The sequence below is a fragment of the Citrobacter sp. TBCS-15 genome (assembly GCF_005280815.1).
GTDB lineage: Bacteria > Pseudomonadota > Gammaproteobacteria > Enterobacterales > Enterobacteriaceae > Citrobacter > Citrobacter werkmanii.
The window spans coordinates 113,318-128,230 of record NZ_SZWK01000102.1 but is presented as its reverse complement, the minus strand read 5'-3'; the positions used below and the strand labels follow the sequence as shown (position 1 = coordinate 128,230).

Here is a 14,913-nt window from a genome sequence, read left to right as displayed (position 1 = left end):
AAACGATCCGGCGTAGGTGTATGACGACGTGTCCGGGTCGCCACTTTTTAGACCAAGGAACGCCCATGGAACAACGCCGAATTGTAGGCAAAAGCCACTGGTATCATGAGACGCAATCCAGCACGTATCCGCAAGATGTTCTGCCGCTGGTGCCGGAGGCCGCTCATGTTGACGACAGCTTTTTACTGGACCTGGCGATATCTGATGACGTACTTTTGCCCTTTCAATCCTGGTTAACCCCTGCCCGTAAACTTGCCCAACTTCTTTTCCCTGCTCACGTAGACAGGGATCAGATGCATACATTCAGCGCCTATGAACGGATGAGTACCGCCCTGACCGTCGCTCAGGTATATGGCGTGCAGCGATTGTGTAATCACTATGCCGCACGTTTAACGCCGCTGCCGGGCCCTGATTCGTCTCGTGAAAGTAATCACCGACTGGCGCAAATTACCCAATATGCGCGCCAGCTCGCCAGCTCACCTGCTGTGATTGGCGAGCGCGATCGTCAGCACCTTGATGCGGTCGGGCTGACCACCTGCGATAACATTCTGATGAATCAAATCATCGGCTTTGTTGGTTTTCAGGCGCGGGTAGTCGCATTACTTCAGGCCTGGTGCGCCCACCCGGTACGTCGAATACCGGGTCTGGATATACAGCAATTCGCGTACGCTTCGCCATTTAGCGCCGCAAACTCAATCTGGCACCCTGCGCCATTATCGCTCGAAAAACAGAATGTCTCCGTTGAACCAATAGCGGGTTACCCCAACGAACTGCACGCGCTGCTCCCCTTGCTAACACATTCACCTGACGTATTAGATGTACTCAGTTCACTGATTTCCAGCATACAACGCAGCGATAAGCCGGCGCGGGCATTTTCTCTGACGACCCTGATGACATCGCGCATTAACGGCAGCGTGGCCTGCTTTAATGAACACGCGCATACCGCACATGAATTAACTGACATCATCACTGTCCTTCGTCAGGATGAACGTGAATTGCAGCGCTGGGAACAACGACATCCGGTTGAGCGCGTCACCCTGCAGGCGGTACAATGGCTCACCCGAGCGCCCGACCGCTTTAGCGCCGCACTGTTAACACCGTTGTTCGATCAGGGTATCTCTTCAGAACAGGCGATTAACCTGCTGGCCTGGAGTGGATTATGCGGATGGTTAAATCGCTTGAAAATCGCGCTGGGCGAGACGTATTAACCGATCCACCTACTTAAAGAGCGCTTGCTGCAACTGGCAGAATCGCGTAAAACTGTCAGCCGCTCTTTTAGCCACGAAAATAGACAATTATGCTTCAGGACAACCCGCTGCTAGCGCAGCTTAAACAGCAACTACATTCCCAGACGCCGCGTGCTGAAGGGGTGGTAAAAGCCACGGAAAAAGGCTTTGGCTTCCTGGAAGTCGATGCACAAAAAAGCTATTTCATTCCACCGCCGCAGATGAAAAAAGTGATGCATGGCGACCGTATTGTTGCGGTGATCCATACGGAAAAAGATCGCGAGTCTGCTGAGCCGGAAGAACTTATCGAACCCTTCCTGACGCGCTTCGTGGGTAAAATTCAGGGCAAAAATGACCGTCTGTCCATTGTGCCGGACCATCCGTTACTGAAAGATGCGATCCCTTGTCGCGCCGCCCGTGGCGTTGAACATGAATTTAAAGAAGGTGACTGGGCCGTGGCCGAAATGCGCCGCCATCCGCTGAAAGGCGATCGCACCTTCTACGCTGAATTAACCCAATTTATCACCTTTGCGGACGATCACTTTGTTCCGTGGTGGGTCACGCTGGCGCGCCATAATCTCGAAAAAGAAGCCCCGGACGGCATAGCGACTGAAATGCTGGACGAAGGTCTGGTGCGTCAGGACTTGACCGCCCTCAATTTCGTCACCATCGACAGCGCCAGCACCGAAGATATGGACGATGCGCTGTATGCCGAAGAACTGGCCGATGGCACGCTACAGTTAACCGTCGCTATTGCCGATCCTACCGCCTGGATTGCAGAAGGCAGCAAACTGGATAAAACAGCGAAAATTCGTGCGTTTACTAACTATCTGCCGGGATTCAATATCCCGATGCTGCCACGTGAGCTGTCTGACGATCTGTGCTCGCTGCGCGCGAACGAAGTACGCCCGGTTCTGGCTTGCCGTATGAGCATTACCGCCGACGGTACGATTGAGGACAACATCACCTTCTTTGCAGCGACTATCGAGTCTAAAGCGAAGCTGGTCTATGATAACGTCTCCGACTGGCTGGAAGGCACCGGCGACTGGCAGCCTGAAAACGACGCGATTGCTGAACAAATCCGTCTACTGCATCGTATTTGTCTGAGCCGTGGTGAATGGCGTCACAACCACGCGTTGGTATTTAAAGATCGTCCGGATTACCGTTTTGTCCTCGGTGAAAAAGGCGAAGTGCTGGATATTGTGGCGGAACCGCGTCGCATAGCTAACCGTATCGTGGAAGAGTCAATGATTGCGGCAAATATTTGTGCTGCACGCGTACTTCGCGACACGCTGGGCTTCGGCATTTATAACGTCCATATGGGATTTGATCCGGCAAACGCCGACGCACTGGCTGCACTGCTGAAAACCCATGGTATGCACGTAGATGCCGAAGAGGTTCTGACGCTGGAAGGCTTCTGCAAACTGCGCCGAGAACTGGATGCGCAGCCTTCCGGTTTCCTCGATAGCCGTATTCGCCGGTTCCAGTCGTATGCTGAAATAAGTACCGAGCCAGGTCCGCACTTTGGGCTGGGTCTGGAAGCATATGCCACCTGGACCTCTCCTATTCGTAAGTATGGCGACATGATCAACCACCGTCTGCTTAAGGCGGTCATCAAAGGCGAAACAATTGCCCGTCCGCAGGATGATACGACCCTGCAAATGGCCGAACGTCGTCGCCTGAACCGCATGGCCGAACGCGATGTGGGTGACTGGTTATACGCCCGCTTCCTGAGCGACAAAGCCGGCACCGACGCCCGCTTCGCTGCCGAGATCGTTGACGTCAGCCGCGGCGGTATGCGAGTGCGTTTAGTGGATAATGGTGCAGTCGCATTTATTCCAGCCCCGTTCCTGCATGCTGTTCGTGACGAACTGGTATGCAGCCAGGAAAGCGGTACCGTACAAATCAAAGGTGAAGTGGTTTACAAAGTCACAGATGTGATTGATGTCACCATTGCTGAAGTGCGGATGGAAACCCGCAGCGTTATCGCTCGTCCAGCCGCGTAGCATAGATGAAGCTAACGGCCTTTCTCTTCTTGTGAAAGGTCGTTTTCTTTTCTCTCCCAAATCTCCACCACGCACTACACTTCTTTCATCCGGTCTAATTTATTTTTTTACTATTTTCAGTTCCGCTAGCTTTGCTTTTTTTAGATTCTGGATTACATATCAATATATAAATAAAACAATACGTTCAGCCATAATCACCCTGTATGAATCATGGCTACCTATACTTTTGAGGCTCTATGCGCTTTAAGCGGGATAGTACACATCATGAAAGACGTCCGGGAGCGGGTTACGTTGTATAGCTATGTGGGCACTCATAACCCCTACTGGCGCCTGTCAGAGGATTGCAACATCCTGCATTTCTCTATCGACGAAGCGTCAGCAGCCGATCAGACCGTCGAATTGTCAGTTGAGCAAGCCGACCGCATTCGTGAAATGACTGTGATTACGTCGAGCCTGTTGATGACACTCCCCATTGAAGATGACGACATTCCCGTCCATCTGGTCGGCAGGAAAATCAATAAGCGCGAATGGGCCGGTAGCGCATCCGCCTGGGATGACACCCCTTCCGTCGCGCGCGACCTGGCTCACGGCCTCTCCTTCGCTGAGCAGGTTGTTTCTGAAGCTAACGCCGTCATTGTCATTCTTGACCGTATGGGCAACATCCAGCGCTTTAATCGCCTGTGCGAAGAGTACACCGGTCTCAAAGAGCGTGAAGTGATTGGCCAAAGCGTTTTCACGCTATTTATGAGCCGGCGCGAAGCCGCAGCCTCAAGACGCAACATTGAGGTGTTTTTTCGCGATGGTAATTCTTATGAGGTCGAACGTTGGGTTAAAACCTGCAAAGGCCAGCGTCTGTTTCTGTTCCGCAATAAGTTTGTGCATAACGGTAGCGGTAAGAACGAAATATTTCTGATCTGTTCCGGTACCGATATCACTGAAGAGCGCCGCGCGCAGGAACGTCTACGGGTGTTGGCAAATACCGACTCCATCACCGGTTTACCGAATCGCAACGCAATTCACGAGCTGATCAGCAACGCCATCGAAAACGCGGGTGATACCCAGGTCGGGATTGTATATCTCGATTTAGATAACTTTAAAAAAGTTAATGATGCCTACGGGCATATGTTTGGCGATCAGCTGTTACAGAGTGTATCGCTGGCAATCCTCAGTTGCCTCGACGACAACCAACTACTGGCAAGATTTGGCGGTGATGAATTTGTTGTCCTTGCCACCGAAACGTCTCAGGGCGCGCTGGAGGCTACGGCATCGCGTATTCTGACGCGCCTGCGTCAACCTTTTCGCATTGGACTAATAGAGGTCTATACCGGATGTTCAATCGGTATTTCTCTCGCACCACAGCATGGACAGGATGGCGAGAGCGTCATCCGTAACGCGGATACGGCCATGTATACGGCAAAAGAAGGCGGTCGTGGTCAGTTTTGCGTCTTCTCTCCGGAAATGAATCAGCGGGTTTTTGAATATCTGTGGCTAGATACCAATCTGCGTAAGGCGCTGGAAAACGATCAACTGGTTATCCACTATCAGCCCAAGATAACCTGGCGCGGTGAAGTACGGAGTCTTGAGGCTTTAGTTCGTTGGCAGTCCCCGGAACGTGGCCTCATACCGCCGTTAGAGTTTATCTCTTACGCCGAAGAATCAGGGCTCATTGTTCCACTCGGCCGATGGGTTATTCTGGACGTTGTGCGCCAGGTGGCAAAATGGCGTGCCAAGGGAATAAATCTACGCGTGGCGGTAAACGTGTCTGCGCGCCAGCTCGCCGACCAGACGCTTTTTACCGCTCTCAAGCAGGTGCTTCACGATCTCAACTTTGAATACTGCCCCATCGATGTTGAATTAACGGAAAGCAGTTTGATTGAAAATGAGCAGTTGGCGCTATCCGTCATTCAGCAATTTAGCCAGTTGGGGGCACAAATCCATTTGGATGATTTTGGCACCGGCTATTCGTCGCTGTCTCAACTGGCCCGCTTCCCGCTTGATGCCATAAAACTGGATCAAACCTTTGTCAGAGATGTGCACAAGCAACCTATTTCGCAGTCGCTGGTGCGGGCCATTGTCGCGGTTGCGCAGGCGCTCAACCTACAGGTCATCGCCGAAGGCGTTGAAAGTGCAAAAGAGGATGCGTTTCTGACCAAGAATGGCGTCAATGAGCGTCAGGGATTTTTATTCGCCAAGCCAATGCCTGCAGCGGCGTTTGAACGATGGTATCGACGACACCTGAACAAAAATACGCGATAATGCAGAAAGATTGATCGAGGAAAATAGCCATAAATGGACAATTCGTGATGTTCCTATCTGTATGTAATCACAGAATATATAATATTCTTCAATCATTCAGGTTAATACTATTTTTCCCTTCTCTTTTGCCATGAAATTCTGCATCATGAAATTCAAACTCTATTTGCCCTTTGGATGATGATCATGTCTGATATCGACGCTCAGCGTCTGGCCGAACGCATTGATACCGTGCTGGATATCCTCGTTGCAGGTGATTACCACTCAGCCATCCACAATCTCGAAATTCTGAAGGCTGAACTGTTAAACACGGTCAAAGAAGATACTCAATCTTTGTCAACAAAACAGAAAGCTCCGTGGGAGATCTGATGACATCGCTCTCTTGATGTTACTGCTATCAGCAGACTTCCGTTTATTTTCCGATACGACATTGCTATAAAAATTAATACTATGAATTCCCGACAACAATCTATTTTGCAGATGGTGACCGATAAAGGTCAGATGAGCGTCGCCGATCTGGCAAAGATCACCGGCGTTTCAGAAGTGACGATTCGACAGGATCTGAATACGCTGGAAAAACAGAGTTATTTACGCCGTGCGCACGGATTTGCTGTTTCGTTAAACAGCGATGATGTGGAAACGCGCATGATGACCAATTTCACGCTAAAACGTGAGCTGGCTGAATTCGCTGCATCGCTGGTCAGCCCCGGCGAGTCTGTATTCATTGAGAACGGCAGCAGCAACGCGCTACTGGCAAGAACCCTGGCGGAGCAAAAAGATGTCACTATCATTACGGTGAGCAGCTACATCGCTCACCTGCTCAAAGAAACGCCCTGTGAAGTGATTCTCCTTGGTGGGATTTATCAGAAAAAAAGTGAGAGCATGGTCGGCCCCTTAACTCGCCAGTTTATCCAGCAGGTACACTTCAGTAAGGCCTTTATCGGCATTGATGGCTGGCAGGCAGATACCGGCTTCACCGGACGCGATATGATGCGTTCTGATGTGGTTAATGCGGTACTGGAAAAAGGCGCAGAGGTTATTGTGCTTACCGACAGCTCAAAATTCGACGCTATTCACCCTTACACCCTGGGGCCTTTAGAGCGGTTCAGCCGCGTCGTGACGGACTCTAAGCTCAGCGCCAGCGTACAAATGCAGCTTGAGCATTCAGGATTAACCGTCAATATCATTGATACCAACGCATAATGCCTGCGCAAGATGATTTGTCGGCAGACAAATCATCTCTTCTCTGAGAGTTATCTGACAACCCAATTAAGACTTTTTACCTGTTGTTAACAGGATAAACTCGTAAAATTAATGTTAGCGATATAACAGGAGCGAACATCCAACTGCAGGATATTGGTTGTCATGCTTTCGCTAAACGGTTACACGGAAATATCTTTGATAGTCACGATTTAGCGCTATCCTTAAAGAACACTGGATTCCGTGAATCAATAATTCAGGAGAAAGTATTATGTTAGTAACGAGCAAAAAAATGACCGCAGCCATTCTGGCGCTTACTCTGGCAATGTCTCTGAGCGCCTGCTCTAACTGGTCCAAACGCGACCGTAACACCGCTATCGGGGCTGGTGCGGGTGCAGTAGGTGGTGCAGTCCTGACGGATGGCAGCGCGCTGGGTACGCTGGGTGGTGCTGCTGTCGGTGGTATTATTGGCCATCAGGTAGGTAAATAATTTACGGTTGACCAGCTCGATATAATTAAACGTTTACTTTTTCAGCTCTGTATTTTAAAAAGCCACGGATTATCTCCGTGGCTTTTTATTAACCGCCAGCCAGTTTAACTTTCATGCCTTTGGCTTCCAGCAATGATTTTATCAGGTCACGTTTATCGCCCTGAATTTCAATCACACCATCTTTTACCGCCCCACCGCAACCACATTTTTTCTTCAGTTCCGCGGCTAATTTAGCCAGTTCAGCATCATCCTGATCAATACCGGTAATCAGGCACACGCCCTTCCCTTTGCGGCCACTGGTCTGGCGTTGAATGCGGACAATACCATCACCCTTTGGACGCTCAGGGGAGGCCTTCGGTTCTTCAATTCGCCCGGAGTCGGTTGAATAGACCAGGCGAGAGTTTGAATCGCTCATTTACACACCTCGTTTCAGAGAGGCATTGATCATCTTCAGCGTCTGCGCCGGGTCAGCAGACTGCGTGACCGGACGACCAATCACCATGTAATCCACACCGGCAAACTGCGCCTGCTCTGGCGTCATAATACGACGCTGATCGCCCGCTTCGCTGCCTTCAGGGCGAATACCCGGCGTCACTAACTTAAATGCCTGTCCAAACGCCTGTTTGAATCGTACCGCTTCCTGCGCTGAGCATACGACACCGTCCAGCCCGCAATGTTGAGTTAAACGCGCCAGTCTTTCAGCATGCTCTGCTGGTGACAACGTCACACCGAGATCGGCGAGATCGCTGGCTTCCATGCTGGTCAGAACCGTCACAGCAATTAGCAATGGCGCATCCTTACCAAAAGGCACCAGGGCCTCACGGGCAGCCGTCATCATGCGCGCCCCGCCAGAGGCGTGTACGTTAACCATCCACACGCCGAGGTCGGCAGCTGCAGCTACGGCATGTGCAGTTGTATTGGGAATATCATGAAATTTCAAATCAAGAAAGACATCAAAACCACGTTGTTGTAGTTCACGAACCAACTGAGGTCCAAAAAGCGTGAACATCTCTTTGCCCACTTTCAAACGGCAATCACGAGGATCAATTCTGTCGACAAAAGCTAATGCTTTATCACGATTTGCGTAATCAAGAGCGACAACGACAGGAGAATCAGTAACAGCACGAGAAGAAGATGAAGCAGTAAACGTCATGACCAGACCTTCCTGAGGATGGGCGCCACCGGTGGCGCAAAATGGGTAAACGGCGTGCATTCTACCTGCGGCAATAGAAAATTAACAGGCACGATTACATTTCTGCCCGGCGAGCTGGCAGCGGAGGTTGATGATGGGATGGTTATACTTCATTAGGATGTTGTAACTAAATTGAATGTTTTTTAAAAATTACAGTCCATCAAGCCCGCGAATAGGTTTAATGGTTGACCATGAACGACAGGATGGACAATGCCAGTACAGCGTATAAGCCGTGAACCCGCATTTCTGACAGCGATAGCGCGGCTTACTACGTACCTGCTCCCCGACCATATCGCGCAGCACCATCAGGCTCTCTTTGGCACGCCCTTCTTCCGCTTCGTTAAGATGATAATCCATCAGCTTGTGGAATACACGCATCGTAGGATGGCGTTGCAGCTGACGAGTGATATAAACCTGAGCGGTATCAGTCCCCTCACGCGCCTCAAGGATATCTGCAAGCATCAGTTCAGCGGCGGCACCTGTGTTTTCCTCAACCGCACGGCGTAAAAACTCTGCCCACTCATCGTTTTTGCCCAAATGCTGGTAGCAGCTTTGCAGCATTTCCAGCGTTTCACTGACCAGCTCTTTATCCTGAGAAATCACCCGTTGCAGACTTTCAACCGCCCTGGAGTAATCGCCGTTCAGCATATATACGCGCCCCATCATGATGGAAACGCGGGCGCTGTTTTTGTCTGCTGCCGCCCCTTTTTTCAACAGCGTCATGGCACGATCCATATCGTCGTTGCCCATTTGCTGTAACGCCAGTTCGCAGTAAAAATGCGCTATCTCAATGCGTTGTTTGTCTTTGCCAAGCTTTACCAGACGCTCTGCAACGTCAATGGCTTTTTGCCATTCGCTGGTTGCCTGATAAATTTGCAGCAACTGCTGTAATGCGCCAACGCGAAAATCGGTTTCATCGGTCAGCTGATTGAACATATCTTCCGCACGGTCATACAGGCCGGCGGCCATGTAATCGCGGCCCAGTTGTTGCACTGCCAGCAAACGCTGTTCGTAGGTCAGCGAGGCGCTTTCCATAAGGGTTTGGTGGATGCGGATTGCACGATCGACTTCACCGCGCGAACGGAACAGGTTTCCGAGGGTGAGATGAGCCTCAACGGTGCCCGTATCCTCTTTCAGCATATCGAGGAACAGATCCACCGCTTTATCTTGTTGGTTGCTCAGGAGGAAGTTAACCCCGGCGACATAGTCACGGGAAAGTCGGTTAGCTTCATCCTGCTTTGTTTGTTGCGCACTTCTGCGACCCATATACCACCCATAGGCAGCGGCTACAGGTAAAAGCAGAAACAACAACTCCAACATAAATAATTATTCCTTTACAACCGACGAATCGGCGGATACCGCAACGTCGGTCGCAGGCGCAAGCTGGTTTTCCAGTCGTTTGATTTTACGTTCGGCGCGCGCAAGAGACACTCGAACCTTCAGCCAGAAAAGGCCGCAAATTAGCCAACCAATCGCAAAACCTGCGGCAAACAATACAGCAAGCAGCGTAGAGATACGATACTCACCCTGAGCCAGCAGGTAATTAAACGTAACCTGTTGATCGTTTTGCGCACCTAATGTCACCGAAATAACAAAAATCGCCAACACCAGTAAGAAAATGAGTAAATATTTCACATTACTTCCCGTTATGTGGTTTGAGCGAATAAATCGTGTCCAACTTACCGCGTTGAGCCCTTTAAATTACCATTTTCACACCGAGTGCGAAATGGAAAAGCGCTTTATGCCTTCTGATTTAAGGGCAAAATTCCAAAAATCAATCATAGCTAACTTTCTTGTTCACGCTGCGCAATTTCTTTTGTCTCCTGTACTGGCGGTGTTAAAGGCCCGCATATCCGCTGCGCAAGCCAGGTTGCCAGGGTCACCAACAGCCAGGAAATCAGCGTTGCGACCACCAAATCACGGGGCCAGTGCATTCCGAGCAGCAAACGGCTCCCCATCACCCCCGTCGCCCAGATGAGCAAGAATGCAATAGTCAGCGTACGTCTGCGTGGCCACAGCAATCCTACCGCCAACAAAGCCCAACTGGCAGCAAACATCGTATGTCCGGATGGAAAAGCAAACCCTGTTTCTTTTTGCCAGTGCTTACGTAGGAACGTTGGCACGTCCCGCTGTTCGGCTAATTGTTCTTTGACTAAGTTCCCACGATCTTTACGTTTTAAAGTGTAGAACTCATCAACCGGAATATGGTGCGTTTTTTCCAGCCATACGACAAATGGCCGCGGTTCCTGCACCCTGTCTTTAACCCAGGACTTCACGCCCTGCCCAACTAAAATCGCTGCTGCCAGGATCGCAAACAGCATTACCGCTGCTTTCAGACGAAAACGCAAACACCACAAAAACCATGCACAGAGCGCTACATGAGTGATAATTCCCCATGGCTGTGTCACCGTTTCCGTTACCCAGTACAAGGATTTTAACCACCAGACATTATGCCCTGGTTGCCAACTCCAACCTGATACCCATACAGCAACCGGCATGATAAGCAGCAGCCCGGCGCCGACTGCGGTGCGCTTTGCAATTGAAAGCATTGCCTCTCCTTTCGTCGATAAGTCTCACAATCATAACTGAAAAATGCGCACGCCGGAAAAATTGACAATTTTGTGCCATTCCAAAAGCGAATCCGTTGTCGCAATTAGGTGAACATCGCTGGCTTATGGCAAAATAGTGCAATACAGAACAGAAGCCAACAGGCGACGGCACGACAGTGCCAGCATAATCTGGAGAATTACATGCAGCTTAAACGTGTGGCAGAAGCCAAACTGCCAACCCCCTGGGGCGATTTCCTGATGGTGGGATTTGAAGAACTGGCAACCGGACACGATCATGTCGCGCTGATTTTTGGCGATATTACAGGCCAAACGCCTGTCCTGGCGCGTGTCCATTCTGAGTGTCTGACTGGCGATGCGCTGTTTAGCCTGCGTTGCGATTGCGGTTTCCAGCTCGAAGCGGCCCTGTCCCACATTGCTGAAGAAGGGCGTGGCATTCTGCTCTATCATCGTCAGGAAGGACGCAACATTGGCCTGCTAAATAAAATCCGCGCCTATGCGTTGCAGGACCAGGGTTATGATACGGTTGAAGCCAATCATCAGTTAGGATTTGCGGCAGACGAGCGTGATTTCACGCTGTGTGCGGACATGTTCAAGCTGCTGGGCGTTGACGAGGTACGTTTGTTGACCAATAACCCGAAGAAAGTGGAAATTCTGACCGAAGCGGGTATCAATATCGTTGAACGCGTACCGCTGATTGTGGGTCGTAATCCGAATAATGAACATTATCTGGATACCAAAGCCGCGAAGATGGGCCATTTGTTAAATAAATAATTTCCGTTTACCCGGTACAGAGAAAAGCCTGCTCACGCAGGCTTTTTTACATGTTATTTCAACATATTACGAATGACATAGTGGAGAATACCGTCGTTCTGGTAATACGTTAACTCCGTCGCGGTATCGATACGGCAACGGCACAAAATCACCTCTTTACGCCCATCCGCCCGAGACAAACTTACCGGAACTGTCGCCCCCGGTTTAATGTTTTGCAGGTCCGTAATATCAATCGCTTCCTCACCGGTTAATCCCAGCGTTTTACGCGTAACCCCCTGTGGGAACTCAAGCGGTAGAATCCCCATGCCGATCAGGTTAGAACGGTGAATTCGCTCAAAGGACTCAGCAATAACCACGCGTACACCCAGCAAGCGTGGCCCTTTCGCAGCCCAGTCACGACTGGAGCCAGAACCATATTCCTTACCGGCAATGACTGCCAACGGAACATTCTCCTGTTGGTATTGCATGGCGGCATCATAGATAGCCACCACTTCCGTCCCCGGCAAATGCCGCGTCATCCCGCCTTCCACGCCTGGCACCATCTCATTACGAATACGAATATTGGCAAAAGTACCGCGCATCATCACTTCATGGTTTCCGCGTCGGGAGCCGTAGGAGTTAAAGTCTTTGCGCTCAACGCCGTGGCTTTGCAAATACCGACCGGCCGGGCTATCCGCTTTAATGCTACCTGCCGGAGAAATATGGTCGGTGGTCACCGAGTCGCCTAAAATCGCCAGAATGCGGGCGCCATGAATGTCCTGCACCGGATCCGGCGTAGCCTGCATACCATCAAAGAACGGCGATAAACGGATATAGGTCGAGTCCGACTGCCAGCCATAGGTGTCAGCCCGATCAACTTGAATCGCTTTCCATTCCGGCGTGCCTTCAAATACTTCGGCATACTCTTTATGGAACATAGCGGTAGACACCTGCTCAACGGCTCGGGCGATTTCCTGCGCAGTTGGCCAGATATCTTTCAAGTAAACGGGATCGCCTTTTCTGTCATGACCTAACGGTTCTTTCGTCAGGTTGATATTCATATTCCCCGCCAGCGCGTAAGCTACTACCAGCGGCGGAGACGCCAACCAGTTCGTCTTGACGAGCGGATGGATGCGTCCTTCAAAGTTACGGTTGCCGGAAAGCACTGCGCCAACCGTGAGATCGCCTTTTTTGATCGCCGTCTCAATAGGATCGGGCAACGGTCCGGAATTACCTATACAGGTAGTACAGCCATAACCCACGAGGTTAAAGCCCAACTCATCGAGATACGGTGTGAACCCGGCCTGAGCCAGATAGTCAGAAACGACTTTAGAGCCAGGCGCCAGTGAAGCTTTAACCCAGCGTTGACGTTTCAGACCGAGCGTAACCGCTTTCTTCGCCAGCAGCCCCGCCGCCATCAATACGCTTGGGTTAGATGTGTTGGTACAGGAGGTGATCGCCGCAATCACCACCGCACCATCCGGCAACTGGTATTGATGCCCGTTCATTGTATAGTCCACTGGCTGACGATCTTTTAGCGAGCTATTCACTTCAAGCTCGTTACTCGCCGAGAACGCTTTCGGGACATCAGCGAGCGCAACCCGATCCTGCGGACGTTTCGGCCCGGCAAGGCTCGCCTCCACACTCCCCATATCCAGCTCCAGCGAGCTGGTAAATACGGGTTCATCGCCTGGGTTACGCCACATCCCCTGCGCTTTAGCATAAGCGCCGACCAGCTCGACCTGCTCCTCACTGCGTCCGCTCAGGCGCATATATTCAAGAGTGATGTCATCAATCGGGAAGAAACCACAGGTTGCGCCATATTCCGGCGACATGTTCGCAATGGTTGCCCGATCGGCCAGAGGTAAGGTGTCCAGACCATCGCCATAGAATTCAACAAATTTCCCAACCACACCGTGCTTACGCAGCATTTGGGTGACGGTCAGCACCAGATCGGTTGCGGTGATACCTTCCCGCAGTTTACCTACCAGCTTGAAGCCCACCACGTCAGGGATAAGCATTGAGACCGGCTGGCCCAGCATCGCGGCTTCGGCTTCAATGCCCCCGACGCCCCAGCCCAGCACACCGAGACCATTTATCATCGTAGTATGGGAATCGGTACCGACCAGCGTATCCGGATAAGCCACCCATTCACCGTTTTGTAATTCGCTCCAGACGGCTTTACCCAAATATTCAAGGTTAACCTGGTGACAAATCCCCGTTCCCGGCGGCACAACGCTGAAGCGACTGAATGCTTGCTGTCCCCATTTCAGAAACACATAGCGCTCATGGTTACGTTCCATTTCCAGACGGACGTTCTCTTCGAAAGCGTCATCATCACCAAAACGATCCACCGTTACGGAGTGGTCTATCACAAGATCCACTGGCGAAAGCGGATTCACTTTTGCCGTATCCCCGCCCAAACGTTTTACCGCTTCGCGCATAGCGGCCAGATCGACCACTGCGGGTACGCCGGTAAAGTCCTGCATCAAAACGCGAGCGGGTCGATAGGCAATCTCACGATCGGCATGCGCGGTTTCCAGCCAACGCGCCAGGGCATGAATATCGTCTTCGGTAACGGTATTTTCGTCCTGCCAGCGAAGCAGGTTCTCCAGCAAAACTTTTAACGATTTAGGCAGGCGGGTGATATCACCCAGTGTTTGTGCGGCCAGAGGCAAGCTGTAGTAACGGTAGGTTTTATCATTAACCTGCAATGTGTCCTTACTGGCTTCGCGTAGGGTCGACGACATAGCTCCTCCTTAAATGACAGGGTTGGATCCCCTGATTTTCTTCAGGGTTAGTATTAAAGATAACACAAACAAAATGTAACGCTTTGATAACAACTCAAATTGATAAAAGTGGAGAACATAGGAAAAGCGGAGTGTGGCGTAAATTACGAGGAGAAGGTTCGAGAGCGAAGGCTATGAGGCTTAATGTGTAACAGGTATGTATGCAATCGATAATATGCTGATTAGCGGGGACATCGCGATTGCATGTAATAAGTCATACGAAGTATCAGACAGAGGGCGAATAATAATGACAATAAAATTCGTATTAATTACTGTTTCTGTTCATCATCAGTAAACAGATCAATAAACGCGCGTTGTTCCGGGGAAAGCGTCCAGGAGGTGGGGATTTCCGGCCCATTCTCTGCGCCGCTCTTGCTCTCTTGTTCATTTTCATGAGGAGATGGCGTTACGGTGGCGTGTTGTTCCGGTGCGGACAT

Annotated in this window: 14 protein-coding genes; 7 read left to right on the top strand and 7 right to left on the bottom strand. The window is 50.8% G+C overall.

Annotated elements, in window-relative coordinates; translation table 11 throughout:
- The first annotated feature begins 65 nt into the window (after positions 1 to 65).
- The 6 genes from FDW96_RS07325 to osmB all read left to right on the top strand — a co-directional run bounded on the left by FDW96_RS07325 (position 66) and on the right by osmB (position 7,175).
- Positions 66 to 1,208: a carboxymuconolactone decarboxylase family protein gene (locus FDW96_RS07325; RefSeq protein ID WP_137365434.1), complete on the top strand. Its 1,143-nt coding sequence runs from the start codon at positions 66 to 68 to the stop codon at positions 1,206 to 1,208.
- A gap of 89 nt (positions 1,209 to 1,297) precedes the next feature.
- On the top strand, positions 1,298 to 3,232 hold the full coding sequence (locus FDW96_RS07320) for an exoribonuclease II (protein ID WP_137365433.1): 1,935 nt from the start codon (positions 1,298 to 1,300) through the stop codon (positions 3,230 to 3,232).
- Positions 3,233 to 3,496: 264 nt separating this feature from the next.
- Positions 3,497 to 5,488 carry a cyclic di-GMP phosphodiesterase gene (pdeR, locus tag FDW96_RS07310; protein WP_137365431.1) on the top strand — a complete coding sequence of 664 codons (1,992 nt, stop codon included), beginning with the start codon at positions 3,497 to 3,499 and terminating at the stop codon, positions 5,486 to 5,488.
- Positions 5,489 to 5,671: 183 nt separating this feature from the next.
- Positions 5,672 to 5,854, top strand: a complete 183-nt coding sequence (locus tag FDW96_RS07300) for a hypothetical protein (RefSeq protein WP_042308514.1) — start codon at positions 5,672 to 5,674, stop codon at positions 5,852 to 5,854.
- An 81-nt stretch (positions 5,855 to 5,935) separates the two neighbouring features.
- A complete protein-coding gene (locus tag FDW96_RS07295) occupies positions 5,936 to 6,688 on the top strand; it encodes a DNA-binding transcriptional regulator YciT (protein WP_042308090.1) in 753 nt (250 codons plus the stop codon).
- 268 nt (positions 6,689 to 6,956) lie between these two features.
- The gene (osmB, locus tag FDW96_RS07290; protein WP_038640946.1) at positions 6,957 to 7,175 is read left to right on the top strand and encodes an osmotically-inducible lipoprotein OsmB; all 219 of its coding nucleotides are present in this window, start codon (positions 6,957 to 6,959) and stop codon (positions 7,173 to 7,175) included.
- 88 nt (positions 7,176 to 7,263) lie between these two features.
- On the opposite strand, the gene yciH is transcribed toward osmB, so the two are convergent.
- The 5 genes from yciH to pgpB all read right to left on the bottom strand — a co-directional run bounded on the left by yciH (position 7,264) and on the right by pgpB (position 10,916).
- Positions 7,264 to 7,590 (bottom strand): stress response translation initiation inhibitor YciH, encoded by a 327-nt coding sequence (gene yciH, locus FDW96_RS07285; RefSeq protein WP_137365430.1) that lies wholly within the window; start codon positions 7,588 to 7,590, stop codon positions 7,264 to 7,266.
- Positions 7,591 to 8,328 (bottom strand): orotidine-5'-phosphate decarboxylase, encoded by a 738-nt coding sequence (pyrF, locus tag FDW96_RS07280; RefSeq protein WP_137365679.1) that lies wholly within the window; start codon positions 8,326 to 8,328, stop codon positions 7,591 to 7,593. It abuts the gene before it with no gap.
- Positions 8,329 to 8,517: 189 nt separating this feature from the next.
- Positions 8,518 to 9,687, bottom strand: a complete 1,170-nt coding sequence (lapB, locus tag FDW96_RS07275; protein ID WP_038640951.1) for a lipopolysaccharide assembly protein LapB — start codon at positions 9,685 to 9,687, stop codon at positions 8,518 to 8,520.
- A 6-nt stretch (positions 9,688 to 9,693) separates the two neighbouring features.
- Positions 9,694 to 10,002 (bottom strand): LapA family protein, encoded by a 309-nt coding sequence (locus FDW96_RS07270; RefSeq protein ID WP_006684318.1) that lies wholly within the window; start codon positions 10,000 to 10,002, stop codon positions 9,694 to 9,696.
- Between the two features lie 149 nt (positions 10,003 to 10,151).
- The gene (gene pgpB, locus FDW96_RS07265) at positions 10,152 to 10,916 is read right to left on the bottom strand and encodes a phosphatidylglycerophosphatase B (RefSeq protein ID WP_042308084.1); all 765 of its coding nucleotides are present in this window, start codon (positions 10,914 to 10,916) and stop codon (positions 10,152 to 10,154) included.
- A 201-nt stretch (positions 10,917 to 11,117) separates the two neighbouring features.
- Between pgpB and ribA the strand changes: the two genes are divergently transcribed.
- Positions 11,118 to 11,708: a GTP cyclohydrolase II gene (gene ribA, locus FDW96_RS07260; protein WP_038640958.1), complete on the top strand. Its 591-nt coding sequence runs from the start codon at positions 11,118 to 11,120 to the stop codon at positions 11,706 to 11,708.
- Positions 11,709 to 11,761: 53 nt separating this feature from the next.
- Here the strand turns inward: ribA and acnA are convergent, their stop codons facing one another.
- Together acnA and FDW96_RS25030 are read right to left on the bottom strand one after the other, a co-directional pair.
- Positions 11,762 to 14,437 (bottom strand): aconitate hydratase AcnA, encoded by a 2,676-nt coding sequence (gene acnA, locus FDW96_RS07255; RefSeq protein ID WP_137365429.1) that lies wholly within the window; start codon positions 14,435 to 14,437, stop codon positions 11,762 to 11,764.
- A gap of 308 nt (positions 14,438 to 14,745) precedes the next feature.
- Entirely contained in the window at positions 14,746 to 14,913 is a 168-nt protein-coding gene (locus FDW96_RS25030; RefSeq protein ID WP_167371244.1) for a hypothetical protein, read from the bottom strand.

Bases quoted from the DNA above. Each gene is read 5' to 3' on its own strand.
- pyrF (WP_137365679.1), bottom strand. From the start codon at position 8,328: ATGACGTTTACTGCTTCATCTTCTTCTCGTGCTGTTACTGATTCTCCT.
- osmB (WP_038640946.1), top strand. From the start codon at position 6,957: ATGTTAGTAACGAGCAAAAAAATGACCGCAGCCATTCTGGCGCTTACT.
- FDW96_RS07295 (WP_042308090.1), top strand. From the start codon at position 5,936: ATGAATTCCCGACAACAATCTATTTTGCAGATGGTGACCGATAAAGGT.
- acnA (WP_137365429.1), bottom strand. From the start codon at position 14,437: ATGTCGTCGACCCTACGCGAAGCCAGTAAGGACACATTGCAGGTTAAT.
- lapB (WP_038640951.1), bottom strand. From the start codon at position 9,687: ATGTTGGAGTTGTTGTTTCTGCTTTTACCTGTAGCCGCTGCCTATGGG.
- FDW96_RS07325 (WP_137365434.1), top strand. From the start codon at position 66: ATGGAACAACGCCGAATTGTAGGCAAAAGCCACTGGTATCATGAGACG.
- FDW96_RS07300 (WP_042308514.1), top strand. From the start codon at position 5,672: ATGTCTGATATCGACGCTCAGCGTCTGGCCGAACGCATTGATACCGTG.
- yciH (WP_137365430.1), bottom strand. From the start codon at position 7,590: ATGAGCGATTCAAACTCTCGCCTGGTCTATTCAACCGACTCCGGGCGA.
- pgpB (WP_042308084.1), bottom strand. From the start codon at position 10,916: ATGCTTTCAATTGCAAAGCGCACCGCAGTCGGCGCCGGGCTGCTGCTT.
- FDW96_RS25030 (WP_167371244.1), bottom strand. From the start codon at position 14,913: ATGTCCGCACCGGAACAACACGCCACCGTAACGCCATCTCCTCATGAA.
- pdeR (WP_137365431.1), top strand. From the start codon at position 3,497: ATGAAAGACGTCCGGGAGCGGGTTACGTTGTATAGCTATGTGGGCACT.
- ribA (WP_038640958.1), top strand. From the start codon at position 11,118: ATGCAGCTTAAACGTGTGGCAGAAGCCAAACTGCCAACCCCCTGGGGC.
- FDW96_RS07320 (WP_137365433.1), top strand. From the start codon at position 1,298: ATGCTTCAGGACAACCCGCTGCTAGCGCAGCTTAAACAGCAACTACAT.